General features: G+C 62.1%; 16 protein-coding genes. 7 read left to right on the top strand and 9 right to left on the bottom strand.

Going from position 1 to position 16,830, the window contains the following annotated elements; all coding sequences use genetic code 11:
- Positions 1-162: 162 nt before the first annotated feature.
- From C1M53_RS21025 to C1M53_RS21005, 5 genes are all read right to left on the bottom strand, one after another.
- Entirely contained in the window at positions 163-1,446 is a 1,284-nt protein-coding gene (locus C1M53_RS21025; protein WP_129414000.1) for an ABC transporter ATP-binding protein, read from the bottom strand.
- Positions 1,439-2,092, bottom strand: coding sequence for a 3-oxoacid CoA-transferase subunit B (locus C1M53_RS21020; protein WP_129413999.1), 654 nt, complete (start codon positions 2,090-2,092; stop codon positions 1,439-1,441). The genes C1M53_RS21025 and C1M53_RS21020 overlap by 8 nt, the downstream gene beginning before the upstream one ends.
- Positions 2,089-2,799 (bottom strand): 3-oxoacid CoA-transferase subunit A, encoded by a 711-nt coding sequence (locus C1M53_RS21015; RefSeq protein WP_129413998.1) that lies wholly within the window; start codon positions 2,797-2,799, stop codon positions 2,089-2,091. Before C1M53_RS21015 ends, C1M53_RS21020 begins: the two co-directional genes overlap by 4 nt.
- A gap of 96 nt (positions 2,800-2,895) precedes the next feature.
- On the bottom strand, positions 2,896-3,672 hold the full coding sequence (locus C1M53_RS21010; RefSeq protein WP_245488230.1) for an enoyl-CoA hydratase-related protein: 777 nt from the start codon (positions 3,670-3,672) through the stop codon (positions 2,896-2,898).
- A gap of 184 nt (positions 3,673-3,856) precedes the next feature.
- Complete coding sequence (locus tag C1M53_RS21005) at positions 3,857-4,624, bottom strand: alpha/beta fold hydrolase (protein ID WP_165358201.1); 768 nt, start codon at positions 4,622-4,624, stop codon at positions 3,857-3,859.
- Positions 4,625-4,877: 253 nt separating this feature from the next.
- Between C1M53_RS21005 and cofG the strand changes: the two genes are divergently transcribed.
- The 7 genes from cofG (at position 4,878) to C1M53_RS20970 (ending at position 12,593) form a co-directional block, all read left to right on the top strand.
- Positions 4,878-5,987 (top strand): 7,8-didemethyl-8-hydroxy-5-deazariboflavin synthase CofG, encoded by a 1,110-nt coding sequence (gene cofG, locus C1M53_RS21000; protein ID WP_129413996.1) that lies wholly within the window; start codon positions 4,878-4,880, stop codon positions 5,985-5,987.
- A gap of 1 nt (position 5,988) precedes the next feature.
- Positions 5,989-7,254, top strand: a complete 1,266-nt coding sequence (gene cofH, locus C1M53_RS20995; protein WP_129413995.1) for a 5-amino-6-(D-ribitylamino)uracil--L-tyrosine 4-hydroxyphenyl transferase CofH — start codon at positions 5,989-5,991, stop codon at positions 7,252-7,254.
- Positions 7,254-8,228 (top strand): 2-phospho-L-lactate transferase, encoded by a 975-nt coding sequence (gene cofD / locus C1M53_RS20990; protein WP_129413994.1) that lies wholly within the window; start codon positions 7,254-7,256, stop codon positions 8,226-8,228. Before cofH ends, cofD begins: the two co-directional genes overlap by 1 nt.
- Positions 8,225-9,592, top strand: coding sequence for a coenzyme F420-0:L-glutamate ligase (gene cofE, locus C1M53_RS20985; RefSeq protein ID WP_129413993.1), 1,368 nt, complete (start codon positions 8,225-8,227; stop codon positions 9,590-9,592). The genes cofD and cofE overlap by 4 nt, the downstream gene beginning before the upstream one ends.
- Before the next feature lie 22 nt (positions 9,593-9,614).
- Positions 9,615-10,625, top strand: coding sequence for an LLM class flavin-dependent oxidoreductase (locus tag C1M53_RS20980; RefSeq protein ID WP_348630000.1), 1,011 nt, complete (start codon positions 9,615-9,617; stop codon positions 10,623-10,625).
- Between the two features lie 41 nt (positions 10,626-10,666).
- Complete coding sequence (npdG, locus tag C1M53_RS20975) at positions 10,667-11,308, top strand: NADPH-dependent F420 reductase (protein ID WP_129413991.1); 642 nt, start codon at positions 10,667-10,669, stop codon at positions 11,306-11,308.
- Between the two features lie 169 nt (positions 11,309-11,477).
- Positions 11,478-12,593 carry a porin gene (locus C1M53_RS20970; protein WP_129413990.1) on the top strand — a complete coding sequence of 372 codons (1,116 nt, stop codon included), beginning with the start codon at positions 11,478-11,480 and terminating at the stop codon, positions 12,591-12,593.
- A gap of 83 nt (positions 12,594-12,676) precedes the next feature.
- Here the strand turns inward: C1M53_RS20970 and C1M53_RS20965 are convergent, their stop codons facing one another.
- The 4 genes from C1M53_RS20965 to C1M53_RS20950 form a co-directional block, all read right to left on the bottom strand.
- The gene (locus C1M53_RS20965; RefSeq protein WP_129413989.1) at positions 12,677-14,065 is read right to left on the bottom strand and encodes a M20/M25/M40 family metallo-hydrolase; all 1,389 of its coding nucleotides are present in this window, start codon (positions 14,063-14,065) and stop codon (positions 12,677-12,679) included.
- Positions 14,066-14,113: 48 nt separating this feature from the next.
- Positions 14,114-14,890 (bottom strand): amino acid ABC transporter ATP-binding protein, encoded by a 777-nt coding sequence (locus C1M53_RS20960; RefSeq protein ID WP_129413988.1) that lies wholly within the window; start codon positions 14,888-14,890, stop codon positions 14,114-14,116.
- Entirely contained in the window at positions 14,890-15,744 is an 855-nt protein-coding gene (locus C1M53_RS20955) for an amino acid ABC transporter permease (RefSeq protein ID WP_245488229.1), read from the bottom strand. Before C1M53_RS20955 ends, C1M53_RS20960 begins: the two co-directional genes overlap by 1 nt.
- Before the next feature lie 73 nt (positions 15,745-15,817).
- Entirely contained in the window at positions 15,818-16,723 is a 906-nt protein-coding gene (locus C1M53_RS20950) for an ABC transporter substrate-binding protein (protein ID WP_129413986.1), read from the bottom strand.
- Between the last annotated feature and the right edge of the window lie 107 nt (positions 16,724-16,830).

Here is a 16,830-nt window from a genome sequence, read left to right as displayed (position 1 = left end):
TAACGAAACGCGGGCCATCGGCCCGCGTTTTGCTTTGCGCGCCGCTTTATGGATGCTTGCGGGCAACGGGCGCATCATCATCCGGACGAGATACAAAAAAAATCGAGGCGGAACGGGATCCGCCTCGATTGACTTCGAACGCACAGTTGCCTGGGTCGTTTGTCAGGCCCCGGCTGCTTTCACCGGTTCGCTTGGGACCAGTTCCCACGGAACGCCGAGTGCGGCCGAGCCGGGGAAATCGACGAACACTTCGGAGCCGATCTCGAACATGGTCTCGGGGCCGGCATTGATCTGGAAGACGCGTTCGCCGACCTTGACGTTGTAGCGGATCATATTGCCCAGGAAACCGCTCAGCATGACGGTACCCTTGAGGCGATTGTCGCCGTCGTGAACGGGGGCCGCCAGCGGCTTGATGCTCATCGATTCCGGCCGGATCGAGACGGCGATATCCTTCTCGGCCGGCAGCACCTGCTGGAAGGCGCACTGGATCTCATGCCCTCCTTCGAGCACGACGCTGCCGAAGCCGCTTCCGTTCACTTCGCGACGAACCTTACCCCGCACCAGATTGGTGGCGCCGACAAAACCGGCCACGAAAGCGCTGGTGGGGCGGTTGTAGATGTCGCGCGGCGGCGCCATCTGCACGACATTGCCCTTGTCGATCACTGCGACCAGATCGGACATTTCCAGCGCTTCCGTCTGGTCATGCGTCACATAGATGGTGGTGATGCCGACCTGCTGCTGCAGGCGCTTGAGTTCGGTGCGCATCTCGTCGCGCAACGTCGCATCGAGATTGGAAAGCGGTTCGTCCAGCAGCAGCAGCTTCGGCTGCCGCACGATGGCCCGTGCCAGGGCCACACGCTGCTGCTGGCCGCCGGACAGGCGGGTCGAGGAGCGGGTCTGCAGACCATCGAGCCCGACGCGCTTCAGCGCATCGTCAACGAGCTTGGTGACTTCCGCACGGCTGTATTTGCGATCCTTGGCAACCCGCAAGGGAAAGGCGACGTTCTCGAACACCGTCATGTGCGGCCAGATCGCATAGGACTGGAACACCATGCCGATGTTGCGATGGTTGAGTGGTACGGCAATGCCGCGGGAGCTGTCGAACAGGACGTCGTTGCCGAGCCGGATCAGGCCACGATCAGGCCTTTCCAGGCCGGCAATGCAGCGCAATGTCGTCGTCTTGCCGCAGCCGCTTGGCCCGAGAAGCGTGAAGAAGGTGCCAGGCTTCAGCGAAAACGTCGCTTCGCGTATACCGCCAGCCGTGCTCTCGTCGGAGACGAAGAACATCTTGCTGAGGCCGGTCACCTCCAGGGTCATCGTCGAAGCCTTGTCCATGTCCTTCCCCTTGTTCTTGTTTGTTGCCGCCTCGACAGCGCCGGCGTGCGTCGCGCCATTGGCTCGACCCGGCTCGGTGGGCGGTATGTCGTGTTCTGAGAGTTCAAGCATAGTGAAGCGGTGCTGCTGTGAGTTTCTGCAGTTCGTCCCGCGTCAGCCCCTCCACCATGTCGATGACAACAAACCCCTTGGTCGTGACATCGAGCACGGCGAGGTCGGAATAGACACGTGTGACGGCTTTGCCGGCGGTCAACGGATAGCCGCAGCGTTCCACCAGTTTCGGCTGGCCGTCCTTGGTGGTGTGGGTGGTCATGATCCACACGTTGCGCACGCCCGCCGAAAGGTCCATCGCGCCGCCGACAGCCGGGACGCGGTCGTTGAGCGAGGTCGTCCAGTTGGCAAGGTCGCCATTCTGCGCGACTTCGTAGGCGCCGAGCACGCAGAGATCGAGATGGCCACCACGGATCATCGCGAAGCTGTCTGCATGGTGGAACAATGAGGCGCCGGGGACCAGGGTGACATTTTCCTTGCCGGCATTGACCAGCCAGGTATCCACCTCATCGGGGGCCGGCACCGGCCCCATGCCCAGGATACCGTTTTCGGAATGGAACACGACTTCCCGATCCTCGGGAATGTGGTCGGCCACCAGCGTCGGCAGGCCGATGCCGAGATTGACGTACCACCCCTCCGGAATGTCGGCGCCCACGCGGCGCGCAATGTCGAGCTTGCCCCAGGGCTTGTAGGTGCTGACCGTCATTTCGTGCCTCCCTGTGCCGTGGCAACCTTGGCTATCGGCGGATCGCCACACGGGACATGGACGACGCGATCGACGAAGATGCCGGGCGTGACGACATCATTGGGCAGGATCGCGCCCAGCGGGACGACATGCTGCGCCTGGACGATGGTGAGGCGCCCGGCCATGGCCATGATCGGGTTGAAGTTCCGGCCACTGCCGCGAAAGGTGAGATTGCCCCAGCGGTCGGCTTCCCAGGCTTCGACCAGCGCGACATCTGCGGTAAGGCCGTGTTCCAGCAGATAGTCCCGCTCTCCGAACGTCCGCGTCTCCTTGCCCGCCGCCAACTGTGTGCCGACCCCGGTCGGCGTGTAGAAAGCCGGAATGCCGGCGCCGCCGGCGCGAATGCGCTCGGCCAGCGTGCCTTGCGGCACCACTTCCAACTCGATCTTGCCGGCTCTGTAGAAAGTGTCGAATGATGAAGAGCCGCGCGGGAAACTGCAGATCATCTTGCTGACGCAACCCCTGCCGATCAGGCGGCCAAGTCCGATATCGGATTCGAAGCCGGCATTGTTGGCTATGACGGTTAGGTTTTTGACCCCCATTTCCCCCAGTGCGTCGAGAAGGACATTCGGCTGCCCGACTGCTCCAAATCCGCCGACGAGCACCGATGCACCGTCGGTTACTCCCGAAAGCGCCTGGGCGACATCCTCAACCTGCTTGTTAATCATTCCCGGTCACGTCTCCTCAATGCGCTTCACGGCCAAGCTGCCATCTGCCTTCACTTGATCGATGCCGCCGGCGCAATCGCACCGACACAGGTCTGATCAGCGGCCAACATAATTCGGTGGGCGTTTTTCCTGAAATGCCCGCCGCCCCTCCAGCCTGTCCTCGGTATCGCGCAGCAATCCCCAGACCAGGCGCTCGAGCCTGATCGCTTCGTTGAGCGGCATGGCCCGGCCATCGGTGACAAGCCGCTTGATGGCACGAACGGAAAGCGGCGCATTGGCTGCGATCCGCTCGGCAAGAGCGTGAGCTTCCCTCAAAAGATCGGTCGCCGGAACGATACGGCTGATCAGGCCGAGACGCAGTGCCTCGGTCGCGTCGACCATGTCGCCCGTCAAAAGCATCAGCATGGCATCGCTTGCGCCAATGGTGCGCGGCAGGCGCTGGGTGCCACCGGCGCCGGGTATGGTGCCGACCTTGACCTCCGGCAACCCGAAGCGGGCATGCGCGGCAGCAATACGGATGTCGCAGGCCAACGCCAGCTCGAGGCCGCCGCCAAGCGCATAACCGTTGATGGCGCAGATGATCGGCTTGTCGATCGAGAAACCGGAAACGAAGCTTTCATCGCCGGCCCCAAAGGCCTTTGCAGCGTAAGTTTCCGAAATGGCCATGGTCTTCTTGAGGTCGGCGCCGGTACAGAACGCCTTCTCGCCGGCGCCGGTCAGAACCACGGCACGGATTGCACGATCGGCCTCGATGCGCGCCAAAATACCCCGGAGTTCGATCTCGGTTTCAGGATCGATCGCATTCATCGCCTCGGGACGATCCAGCGTCACCGTTGCAACATACCCCTCAACCGAAAATCGAACTGTCGCCACTCTCTAGTCCCTGAACGCTGTCGATGGTGCCCATCATGGCCGGACGGTAGGCAGCGCCCTCTTGACCGTCAAACGACTAAACGGCGCCGCTGTTTGACTTTTGCTCATCCATGGCGAGCACAAGGAGAACCAGCGACATTGCCATTATTGAGTTTCGCTCGGCGCGCCTCAATCTCTGCCGCAACTACTGAAATCCGCATTCCTCGAGGAACGAGATGACGGTCCGGCAAACCAGCCGCGGTGTTTCCATGGCCATGTAGTGCGTGGTGTTGATCGCGGTCATGCGTGCGCCAGGGATCATTCCGGCGACCCTGGCGATATCCTGCTCGCTGCGCGAAGTGTCGCGCGTCGCATGCGCCACCAGCGTCGGACAGGCGATCCGCGGCAACAACCCGGTCATGTCAAGATCGGCGAGCATGCGCCACATCGCGCAAAGCCCCATCGGATCGGTCGCCAGGCGCAGTGTTGCGAAGCGCGCCGGCACATCGGAGCTGCCATCGGCAAATGCCGCGCGCACGCCATGCCGCTCTATCGCCTCGATGCGACGCAGCGCGGCCTCGCGCCTCTCCACGCTCATGATTGTCGCCGGCGCCAGCATGACAAGGGCCGCCACTCGGTCGGCATGGAGCGCGGCAAACGCGGCGGCCACCGAGGCGCCGACAGCGTTTCCGACCACAGCAACCGGCTCCTTGATCGACAAGGCTTCTAGCAGGCTGGCAAGGTCGTCGGCCAATTGCTCGACCGTGACAGGCCCGGGCACCTTCTCCGAAAGCCCGACACCGCGCTGGTCGTAGCGCAGGACGGATGCGAACTCCGACAGCGGCAGCACGACATCGTCCCAGCTCTCGAGGGTGCCCCCCATTTCGTGGATCAGGACGATCGGTGCCCGACGGCCTTTGGTGAAGTCGTATCGCAGTTGCAGGCCATTCGCCTCGATCCATCGCCCAGCCACACATGCCTCCCCATTTTGCCCCGACTTTGTGTGGGCGAGAGGGCGTGATTTCAACCGACTAAAGCGAACGACCATGTGAGGTACGATCAACCGGCCGTCTCGCATGCTCCTATGGTTGTTGAGCACAACTCAACCGTCCATTCGGTTAAGTCGTTTGACGCAAACACTCCCGGCTGACCAGTCTGGACCCCGGATTGCCTAGGCTGCATCGGATCCCTCCGGTCTGTTGCCGCCCAGAGAGGTTGGTCGCCGGATGGCCCATAACGTTGACGAAACCACCCGCTTCACCAGCCGGGAGACAGCACAGTTGCAAGCAGAGGCTGCAACGCTCCGGGATCTCGGCTGGGGCAACGCGATCAGCTATTCACGCAAGGTTTTCATCCCTCTCACCACCATGTGCCGCAACACCTGCGGCTATTGCGCCTTTGTCAAACACCCCGGCCAGCAAGGCTCCGGCTACCTGTCACCGGATGAAGTGCTCGAGATCGCGCGAAACGGCGAACGACTGGGTTGCAAGGAAGCGCTGTTCTCGCTCGGTGAGCGCCCCGAGCGGCGGTATCCGGAAGCGCGTGAAACCCTGCGACGACTCGGCCATGCGACGACGATCGACTATGTCATCGAAGCATGCAGGCTGGTGCTCGCGCACACCTCGCTGATCCCCCACGTCAATGCCGGCACGCTGACCGAAGCCGAGATCGCCGAACTGCGCGAAGTCTCCGGCTCCATGGGCATGATGCTTGAAACCGTGAGCAAGCGGCTGATGAAACCCGGCATGGCGCACCACGCCTGCCCGGACAAGTCACCGGTGCTACGGCTCAGGACCATCGAGGCTGCCGGACGGCTCGGCGTGCCGTTCACCACCGGTATCCTCATCGGCATCGGCGAGACATTCGAGGAGCGCGTCGAAAGCCTCGTCGCCATCGACCGAATCCATCAGCGCTACGGCAATGTGCAGGAAGTGATCGTGCAGAACTTCCGTGCCAAGGCCGACACGGCGATGGCAGCATGGATGGAGCCAAGCCATGAGGACATGCTGCGCACGCTCGCCGTCGCCAGGCTGGTGCTCGACCCGTCCATCAGCCTGCAGGCGCCTCCCAATCTCGACGACCGCTTCGAAGATTACATCGCCTCCGGCATCAACGACTGGGGTGGCATCTCTCCTCTCACGATCGACCACATCAACCCGGAACGGGCGTGGCCGGAGCTGTCCGAACTGGCCCGGCGCACGGCGGCGCAAGGCTACCGGCTGGTCGAGCGGCTTACCGTCTACCCGGCCTTCCTGAACGAGACCGCACCACTGGCAGCCGCCTTGTCGGATCACGCCGGCGCCGACGGTTTCGCCCGCAGCCAGATCGTGAATTGATATGCAGGACTTTCCAAGTCTCATCGACCGCAAGCCAACGCTTGAAGCCAGTCTGGCGGAAGCGAGCCTGCCTCTCGCGCGCATCCTCGATGCCGCCCTGGCAGGACGGGAACTGACGCGGACCGAGGGTGAAAAGCTCTTCAAGGCCGAAGGGTCCGACCTTGTAGCGTTGCTGCATGTTGCCGATACGATCCGGAGCCAGCGCGTCGGCGACAAGGTCACCTTCGTGGTGGTGCGCAACATCAACTTCACCAATGTCTGCTACATGGCCTGCCAGTTCTGCAATTTCGGCGTCCGCAAGGATGCGGCCGGCGCCGAATGGCTCTCGCTGGATGAAGTGGCAAGGCGGGCCGAAGAGGCCTGGAACCGCGGCGGCACGGAGGTCTGCATCCAGGGCGGCCTGCATCCCGACCTGCCCCCGAACTACTACGTGCAGATCCTCGAGGCGGTGAAACGCCGCGTCCCCGACATTCACGTGCATGCCTTCTCGCCCTTCGAAATCTGGTACGGCGTCAGGAAGAGCCGCATTCCGCTCGCCATCTATCTGGCGGGGCTGAAACAGGCTGGGCTGGGTTCGATGCCGGGCACCGCGGCTGAAATCCTCGACAGGGAGATCCGGCTGCAGCTGACCCGTAACAAGCTGTCTGCGGATGAATGGGAAAACATCATTCGCGCAGCCCATAACGCCGGCATCCGCACAACCGCAACCATCATGTATGGGCACATTGACGGTCCTGCCCATTGGGCGGCTCATATCGCCCGCATCCGCGCCATCCAGAAAGACACCGGCGGCTTCACCGAGTTCGTGCCGCTGGGCTTCATCCACGACCAGACGCGGCTCTATCGCGACCATCCGGCCGCACGGCCCGGCCCGACCACTGGAGAGAGCCTCAGGATGCATGCCGTCGCCAGGCTGATGCTGGCCGGGCACATCGACAACATCCAGGTCTCCTGGGTGAAGCTCGGGCCGGAGATGGCGCATCTCATGCTCCACTGCGGCGCCAACGATCTCGGCGGCACGCTGATGAACGAAAGCATCTCGCGCGCGGCAGGCGCCAGCCACGGCCAGGAAATCACGCCATCTGAAATGGTGCGGATCATCCGCGCAGCCGGGCGCATGCCGGTGCAGCGCAACACGCTCTACGACATGGTCGAGGATTTCTCCGGCCATGATCCCGCCGAGATCGCTCCACTTGTCGAGCGGTCGCATCGGACCAACCCTGTCGCGTTTCTCAGTGGGCGCGCCGCGGCCATGGCAGCGCGCTAATGCGAACGTTCGTCAGCAACGTGGTGCTGATTGCCGGCGGCGTCGGCGGCGCGCGCATGGCCGAAGGCCTTGCCCGGGTTTTGCCGGCGGGCACACTGACTGTGATCGCCAATATCGGCGACGACGACGATTTCTACGGCCTGCGTGTCTGCCCCGACATCGACACGCTGATCTACACACTTTCCGATCGCATCGACCGCAAACAGGGCTGGGGCGTCGCGGACGACAGCGTGCGCGCCCTGGATGTGCTCGCCACCCTCGCCGCCCCGACCTGGATGAAACTTGGTGATGCCGATTTCGGACTGCATATCTGGCGCAGCTGGCAGCTTGCGGCGGGAAACAGCCTGACCAAGGTCACGCAGGACGCTGCGGAGCGCCTCGGTGCCCGCGCGCGCGTCCTGCCGGCCAGCGACGACCCGGTCCGGACCAAACTCAGGACCACCGAAGGCTGGATGGATTTTCAGCCGTGGTTCGTCGGCCGCCGCTGTGAGCCGAAGGTTCTGGAACTTCGCTACGAAGGAGCCGAACATGCCAGACCCGGAGCTGAAGCGCTGGCGGCCGTCGAAAATGCGCAGCTGATCGTCTTTGCCCCCAGCAATCCCCTGCTCTCGATCGAACCCATCCTCGCCGTCGACGGTTTCCGCACAGCGATCGGTGCTTCACGAGCCCTGAAGCTCGGCGTGTCGCCGCTCATCGATGGCAAGGCCGTCAAGGGTCCGCTCGCCCGGCTGATGGACGGGCTCGGCATGGCGACGACCGCGATCGGCGTTGCCGAACGCTACAACGGCCTGCTCGACGGCTTTGCCATCGATGCGCAGGACCGTCCGCAGGAGAAGGAGCTTCGGGCGCGCGACCTTTCGGTGCTCTCCACCGACATTTTGATGCGTGATCCGGACGATGCGGAACGCCTTGCTGCCGAGGTCCTGGCCTGGGCGACAGACCTGCGGGACCGTAGCGAAAAGGCCGCGTCGTGACCGTTGCCATCGCCATTCTCATGAAGGACCCGGGAGCGGCAAAGACGCGCTTGAGCCCCGTCCTTGCAAACGACGCGCGCGAAAAGCTCGCTTTGCTGCTGTTCGAAAACACGCTGCAGTTCTTCATGCGGACACGTGCGGGTGAGCCGATCGGCGTCGTGACCGCCTCGCGGGAAACAGCGGCGATCGGCAAGAAATACGGCGCATCGATCATCGAAGAGACGGCGCACGGCGACATCAATGCGGCCGCCTGCCGCGCCAGCGCATGGGCGAACGATATCGGTGCGACGTCACTCCTCGTCGTTCACGCCGATATCGCGACCCTTGTCGATGAAGAGGTGGACCGGCTTTTGGCTGCACGCGAACGCTGTTCGGTCGCCATCGGGGTGTCCGCCGACGGTGGCACCAATGCACTGCTGCTGACGCCACCCGATGCGATCCCCTTCTGCTACGGCCCGAATTCCGCGAAAGCACATGAGGCGGCAGCGCGTCTAAGCGGTCGATCCTCCGAGAAACTTCAGCTTGCCTATCTCTCAAGGGACATCGACACGCCGCAGGACCTGCGCGACCATGTCGAAGCCTTCCGCAGTCCTGTCGAGGCCGAGTGTTTTGCCGTCGCCACGATGCCGGAAGTCGTGGCAGGCGACGGCCTTGCCACGCTGATCGTTGAAGCGCTCGCGCGAACAAACCGCGCGCTGGCGGCCGGCGATATCGTGGTGGTTGCCCAGAAAATCGTCTCGAAAAGCGAAGGACGCCTTGTTGCGGCAAAGCAGTTCCAGCCGTCGCAGCAGGCCATCGCGCTCGCCGCCGAGATCGGCAAGGACCCGCACAAGGTCGAAGCCATCCTTTCGGAATCCAGCGACGTGATCCGGGCCCGGCGCCAGCCACCGGATGGCCTGCTGATCACACGCCACCGCCACGGCTGGATCTGCGCCAATGCGGGCATCGACGAATCCAATCTGGGCGATGGCCGCGACGGCATGCTGCTCCTGTTGCCGGAAGATCCGGATGCAAGCGCCCGGGCGATACGCAGCGACCTCGAAGCAAGATACGGCGCGCCCATCGGCGTCATCGTCAGCGACACATTCGGCCGGCCCTGGCGCAACGGATTGGTCAACATCGCGATCGGCACAGCCGGCGTGCCGGCCATCGTCGACTGGGCCGGTCGAACCGACGCCTATGGGCGCGGCCTGAAAGCGACGCTGCCGGCATTTGCCGACGAAGTCGCAGCCGCCGCCGGCCTTCTCATGCAGAAGGATGCCGGCCTGCCGGTCATCGTTCTGCGCGGTCTCAGATGGCAGGCAATTGCAGGCAGCAGCGCGCGCGACGTGCTCCGCCCGGTAACGCAGGAGTTGTTCCTGTGAGGGCCTCCACCCCGAAACGATTTTGCTGAGCGGCCGCATCCCAACCGGCCCGCAGAACGATGGAGTATGGATTTTGACAACGACACACCCGGGATCGACCGCCAATCGATCAACGTCCTTCGCCGTCGGCTTGAGAGGCGACCCTACGACTTTTTCGGATTTCATCCGCTTGGCCGAGGACGTTGGCTTCAACGGAATCTGGACACAGGACACGTTGAACGACAAGAATTTCTCGCTCGATCCCCTGCATCAGCTTTCTTATGCGGCGGGCATTTCCAAGCACATGCGCCTCGGCATTTCCGTGCTGTTTTCCGGCTATCGCAACCCGGCCGTGCTGGCACGCGACCTCGCGACGATCGACCAGCTCTCGCAGGGCCGTCTTACTGTCGGCATGGGCGTCGGCAACGCCTATCACCGGCCACGCCTCGCCGCACTCGGCATCCCGACCGACAAACCGACGGTACGCCTGGTGGAAGGCATTGCCGTCATGCGCGCACTCTGGGCAGAGGGCGAAGCCGATTTCAACGGCGAGATCTATTCCTTTTCGGGCATCCGCATGCAGCCCAAGCCGGTCCAGCAGCCCGGCCCGCCGATCATCATCGGCGCGCGCAGCGAACCCGCACTGCGGCGGGCGGTCGCCATTGCCGATGGCTGGACAGGCGCAGCGATGATTCCCGCCGAAGAACGGGATGAGGAACTGGCGATCCTGCGCGACGAACTGGCTGTCAGCGGCCGTGATCCGGCAAGTTTCTCGATCTCGGTCAATGTCTATGCAGCAGTCGAACCGACCCGCGAGGAAGCACGCGACCGCGTGCAGCAGATCCTTTCGGTCGGTTTCAAGGACAATCCCGTCTACACCGTCGAGGGCATGGCTGATCGTGTTGCGGTGTTCGGCCCGCCGGAAGAATGCGCCGAGGGTTTGCAAAAACTCATCGCCAAGGGTGTCGACGAGATCGTGCTGCATCCGATGTACGACCACCCCAACCAGCTCAAGCAGCTGGCCAAGGCCGTCGAACTCGCGAAGCGCGCCTAGCACCGTCACGCATTCGACCCCAGCAAACGGAAAATACCAGCATGCCAGAGAAACCTGTCATCGGCATTATCGGTGGAACCGGCGACCTTGGCTCCGGCCTCGCCAAGGCCTGGACCGCCGCGGGTTATCAAGTCGTCATCGGCTCCCGCTCGCCCGAGAAGGCAAAAGCCTTTGCCGGCGAGCTTGGCAACCTTGCGAGAGGCAGCGACAATCTTGGCGCGGCAGCGGCGGCGGATGTCGTCGTTCTGGCGGTTCCCTTTGCCAGCCATGCAACGACGCTGGAAGAGATCAAGCCGGCGCTGCAAGGCAAGATCCTGGTCGATGCCGTCGTCCCGCTGGTACCGCCGAAGGTGAGCACGGTGCAGTTGCCCGATGGCGGCTCGGCGGCGCAGATCGCGCAGCGACAGCTCGGCGACGGCGTTCGCGTCGTTTCCGCCTTTCACAATGTCGGCGCCAGCAAGCTCCATGCCGGCGGACGAGCCGACTGCGACGTGCTGGTGTTCAGTGACGACAAAGAGGCGCGCGATGCCGTGATCGAATTGGCCGGCGTCGTGGCCAATCGCGGTATCGGCGGAGGCGTTCTCGCAAATTCCGCTGCGGCGGAAGCGCTGACGTCAGTGCTGATCTCGATAAACCGCACCTACAAGGTATCGGGCGCAGGGATCGCCATCACCGGTCTTTGAGCCAGGAAAGAAGTCGAAGGCGTCGATAACGAAACCGTGAGGAAATTTCAAAAGCCCATTCTAATAAGTGGTTTGAACATTTTATGACAGAAAAATACCTTCCAAGATGCAGCTAAGCGCAAAACGCTAGCAAATTAAGATCTGTGACAGATCTTATCTGGAGGGGAAATTGAAAAATCTGTATCTTTTGCTTAGCGCGTCGGCGCTGAGCACGATCCCGCTTGCCGCATACTCTGCAGACAACCCAGTCGTTGCCGAACCTGAAACAGCCGAATACGTCCGTATCTGTGATATCTACGGCGCTGGCTACTTCTATATTCCAGGAACAGAAACCTGCCTGCGTGTCGGCGGCTTCATCCGCTACGAAGTTCGCGCCGGTGAAGGCCCCTATGGCGGCCACAATGACGTCGCGGACAAATCCGGTGGCACGGACGATACCTACCACGTGCAGGGGCGTTTTTCGCTTCGCACCTGGACCGGCAGCGAGACGGAACTCGGCACGCTGTCGACGTTCACGCAGACCAACTTCTCGTACCGCGACGGCTATCACGGCGACCCGAACCTGGTCTCGCTCTATTATGGCTGGGTCCAGCTCGGAGGCCTGCGCATCGGCAAGGATGAATCGGTCTTTGAAACCTTCGCCAACTACGCCGGTTCCGTTATCGGCGACGACATCGTGCCCTACAGCCCGGTCGAGACCAATCTGATCAGCTATACCTACAAGAACGACAACGGTCTTTCGGCTGTCGTTTCGCTCGAACAGGGCGGCAGTTCCTACGGTGCCGACTACTCACTGGATTCTTATGTCCCGCATGTCGTCGGCGGTTTGAAATATGCCGCCAAGTGGGGCGGCGTCACGGTGGTGGCGGGCTACGACGCCAACTACGAAGAAGGTGCCGTCAAGGCGCGGCTCGACGGCAAGATCAACGAGCAGCTCTCGCTGTTCGTGATGGCCGGCTATGGCACCGGCGACGAAGACAGCTTCAACTATTACAAGCCATGGAAGGGTGACTGGGCGGTGTGGGCCGGCGGTTCGTACCGCATCAACACCAAGCTCAAGTTCAACCTGCAGGCCTCTTACAGCGACTCGGGCGTCAGCAAGGGCTCGGGCGCTGCGCGCGGACAGGCGGACAACCATTTCGCTGTCGTTACCAACGTCAATTACGAGCCAGTGCCGGGGTTCGTGATCACGCCGGAAATCGCCTATTTCAGCCTCGATGACGGCAAGCCGGCGACGGACGATGACGGGTTCTCCGGGATGGTCCGTTTCCAGCGTAACTTCTGACCACCGACCGACACTCCACTTGTCAAACCCGGCAGCCATGCTGCCGGGTCTTTTTTGCGTTCATCAGCGCTTAGGATCGTCCATCAACACGATTGTTCCTGTCCCAGTTCCGACAGGATACGCACCCAACTGCGTGTCCCCTTGCGGAGTCGCTCCACGTCGTAGTGCTCGTTGGGACCATGGATAGCGTCGTCCGGCAGAATGAAGCCGGTGACGATGCAATCCACGCCAAGTCGGTCAGTTAGCAGTCTGACGAGTGGAACGGTCCCGCCGGTTCCTTTGATCAGGGTCCGCTCCGGCCATTCAGCGTCAAGTGCTCGTCCGGTGGCCACCAGGTAAGGACTCTTCTCATTCACAGACACCGCCGCGTTGCCCCCACCTCCCTCGAATTCGACACGGCACCCGGGCGGAAGGCGGCTTTCCACGAAGTTTCTGAAGATCGCTCTGATGTGCTCCGGCTTCTGCTCGCCAACGAGGCGAAACGACAGCCGCGCCGAAGCTGACAAAGGGAGAACGGATCGCTCGCCGGGGCCAGTATTCCCGCCCACAATGCCATTGAAATCTATAGCGGGACGCCCCCACATCGACTCGATCGTTCCGTATCCAGCTTCGTCGGGACCTCCGGTGACTGACACGCCGGCAAGAGCCTCATCGAGAGACAGAGCGGCCCATTGCTCTCGCAAAACCTTCGGCAGAGGCATTACGCCATCATAGAAGCCATCGATGGTCACCTGTCCTTGCTCGTCATGAATGGAGGCGAGAACCTTGGTGAGAACACGCAAGGGATTCACTGCCACATTGCCGAACTGGCCGGAATGAAGGTCCCTGTTTGGTGCAACGATCGTGATCTTTTCGTGCAGCAGTCCCTTCAGACGCGTTGTGATGGCGGGCCTGGTCGGGGACCACATGTCGCTGTCGCTGATATAGGCCACGTCGCAGGCAAGCTCATCGCGATAAGCATCGACAAAGGCAGGAAGGCTTGGCGAACCGGTCTCCTCCTCCCCCTCCAGCAGGACAGTCACGTCGACCGGTATCGCGCCCTCCGTCTCCTTCCAGGCGCGAAGGGCTTCGATGAAGGACCAGACCTGGCTTTTGCTGTCCGATGCACCGCGCGCATAGATCCGCCTCAGGCCGTCTTCGTCCCTGAACGCCGGCTCGAAAGGCGGCGTTGCCCAGGCATCGAGCGGCTCCGCCGGCTGCACGTCGTAATGACCATAGAGCAGGACCCTGAGGTTCCCGTTTGCCGTCCGCGACGTCCCCATGACTACCGGATGACCACTTGTCCTGACGATCCGCGCCTCTAGGCCCAGGCCCTCCAACTCGGATCTGAGCCATCTCGCGCATGCCGCGATCCCTTCCTTGCCGTCCAGCTGGCTGGAGACGGACGGGAACGCAAGGAATCGCACGAACTTGTCGACAGAGGCAGCGAGGTTGGCGTCCACCTGATCGAGGACCGCGTCGATGCTTCTCATTGTGACTTCCCGATTGGCAGGCTTTACGGAAAATGGACGACGTACCGATTAAAGGACCTTGGAGAGGAAGGCTTGTGTGCGGGCCTCCCGCGCGTTGGTAAGAATGTCCCGTGGCTTGCCGCTCTCCACCACGATGCCGTTGTCCATGAAGATGAGATGATCGGCGACTTCCCTGGCGAACCCGATCTCATGCGTCACCAGCATCATCGTCATGCCGGTGCGTGCCAGATCCTTGATAACGTCGAGCACCTCGCCAACCAGTTCCGGATCGAGCGCGGAGGTGGGTTCGTCGAACAGCATGACCTCCGGATCCATAGCCAGGGCGCGGGCGATGGCCACGCGCTGCTGCTGGCCACCCGACAGCTGATTTGGATAACGATCTCCGAGGCCAGCCAAACCCACGCGCTCCAGCAAGGCCATCCCGCGCTCCCTCGCCTGCCTTCCGGGCTGGCGTTTCACTTGCACCGGCCCCTCGATCACGTTCTGAAGCGCGGTCATGTGCGGAAACAGATTGAAACGCTGGAAGACCATGCCTGTACGACGGCGCTGTTCGGAAATCTGGCGCTGCGACAGTTCATGCAACCTGCCATCGAGCTCCCGGTATCCCTGAAGAACACCGCTCAGGCGGACCCGACCGGCCGAGATCATCTCAAGCTGGTTTATGCAACGCAGCAAGGTGGACTTTCCCGATCCGGACGGACCGATGGCAACGCAGACCTCGCCTCTGGCGATGCTGAGGTCCACGCCACGCAAGGCGTGAAAGTCTCCGTAGAACTTGTGGATGCCAAGAAGTTCGACGGCGGGTGCGACTGATATCCCATGCATCAGTTCGGCCCTCCCTTGACGACGATCACGTCATGGCCGCGGCCGTAGTAGCGCTCCAGATAGTACTGCCCGACCATCAGCACCGATGTGATGACCAGATACCATGAGGCGGCAACCAGGAGCAGCGGCACCGGCAGATAGGTACGATTGGCGATGGCATTGGTCGCGAACATCAAGTCGAGCGTGAATGGCACTGCCAGCACCAGCGATGTCATTTTCAGCATACCGATGGTTTCGTTGCCCGTAGGGGGAATGATGGTCCGCATGGCCTGAGGGATCAGGATTCGGGTCCAGATCTTGGCCTGCGACATGCCGATGGCCTGGGCTGCCTCGCTCTGCCCGCGGTCTATGGCGCGGAAGCCAGCCCTGAATATCTCGGCGAGATATGCGCTCTCGTTGAAACCCAGTCCAAAAATGGCGGCAACTGCCGGAGTCACGATCCAGCGGCTGTCGACGCTGATCAGTTCCGGACCGAAGGGCACGGAAAGCGTAATGCGCGGAAACAGCACCGCGAACAGGCCCCAGAATGCCAGCTGCGTGTAGACCGGCGTTCCCCGAAAGAACCACACCCAACACCAGGCAGCGCTTCTAAGGATGGGATTTCCGCTCTCGCGCATCATGACAAGAGCCAGGGCCAGCGGGATCGCGACCGCCATGGCGACGACGGTCAGCAGCAGCGTCCAGCCGACGCCGCGCATCACAAAGGGCGAGAAGACGTACTCGTAGTAGGTACCCCAGTGGAAATTGGGGTTCGTTGCCAAGCCTTGCACAGCCTGCATCGCGATGATCAGGATAAGGACCACGGCCACCCAGCGCCCTGGATGGCGCCTTGGCACCACCTGGTTGCGGACCACGCCTTCCCTCCGACCGTGGGCCGGATCCGACTGGCGGTGATCTGTCGCCAGTTTGACCTCGTTGCCACCCACCTCAGTGATCCGATGCCGGATTGATCTCGGCCTTCTGAACACCGACCGCCCCCATGCCCCAGGAGTCCAGGATCGCATTGTAGGTGCCGTCCTTGATCAAGGTCGTCAACGTGTCGGATATGACTTCGGTCAGCGCCATGTCCTTCTTGGCTATCGCGATGCCGTTGAGACCGCGCACGTTGAGTTCGTCGCCAACCGGCCGGATGGTTTCCAGCGTCTTGTTGGATTTGAATGCCGCATAAAGTGCCGTTGCACTGCCTGTAATCGTCGCGTCGGCACCGCCGGTGGCTACACGGGTGACGGCTTCTGTCTGTGTCTTGAAAGGCAGAATGGCCATCTCCTTGCCGCCACTGTCGGCACATGCCTTGTTGACCTCCATGAGCTTTTCCTCGTGGCGGCTGCCGCTTTGCACCGCGATCTGGCGACCGCAGACGTTCTTCGGATCGAAACCGGTCGGGTTGCCCGCTTTGATCACCCACTCGTTGCCCGTTTCGGCATAAGAAACGAAATTGACGACCTTCTTGCGCTCCTCGGTGATCGAGAAAGCCGACATGCCGATGTCGTAGTTGGTCCCCAGTGCCGGCAGGATGGTGGTGAACTGCGCGGTTCGGGATTCGTACTTCAGGCCCAGCCTGGCGGCGATGGCATTGCCGATGTCAATGTCGATGCCTTCAGGGGTCTGACCGTCGGCCCCCGCAAGATACTCCCACGGCGCATAGTCGTTGTCCGAACCACCGACGAGCACACCGGCTTGACGGACCTTGTCAGGTACTCTTCCCGCAAGTTCCTTGTCGGCCTCGATACGCGATACATCGAAGGCCTGTGCCGAAGCGGCGCACCCCAGCGCCAACAGGACGAGAAGCGTTGTGCTCGACGTCGCTACAGTCCGGCAAGTCTTTCCAAACATGTCCACTCTCCCATTGTTCTGTTCCGGTCACTCTTTTCCGTGACCTTGAAGATTACCGAGGATGGCCCACTCTCCATCCGGCAGTGCCATATAAAAAATCATTCTCC

Source organism: Mesorhizobium sp. Pch-S, from assembly GCF_004136315.1.
GTDB lineage: Bacteria > Pseudomonadota > Alphaproteobacteria > Rhizobiales > Rhizobiaceae > Mesorhizobium.
Note: the sequence above shows the minus strand (reverse complement) of the source record. Positions and strands in the feature narration are given on the sequence as shown.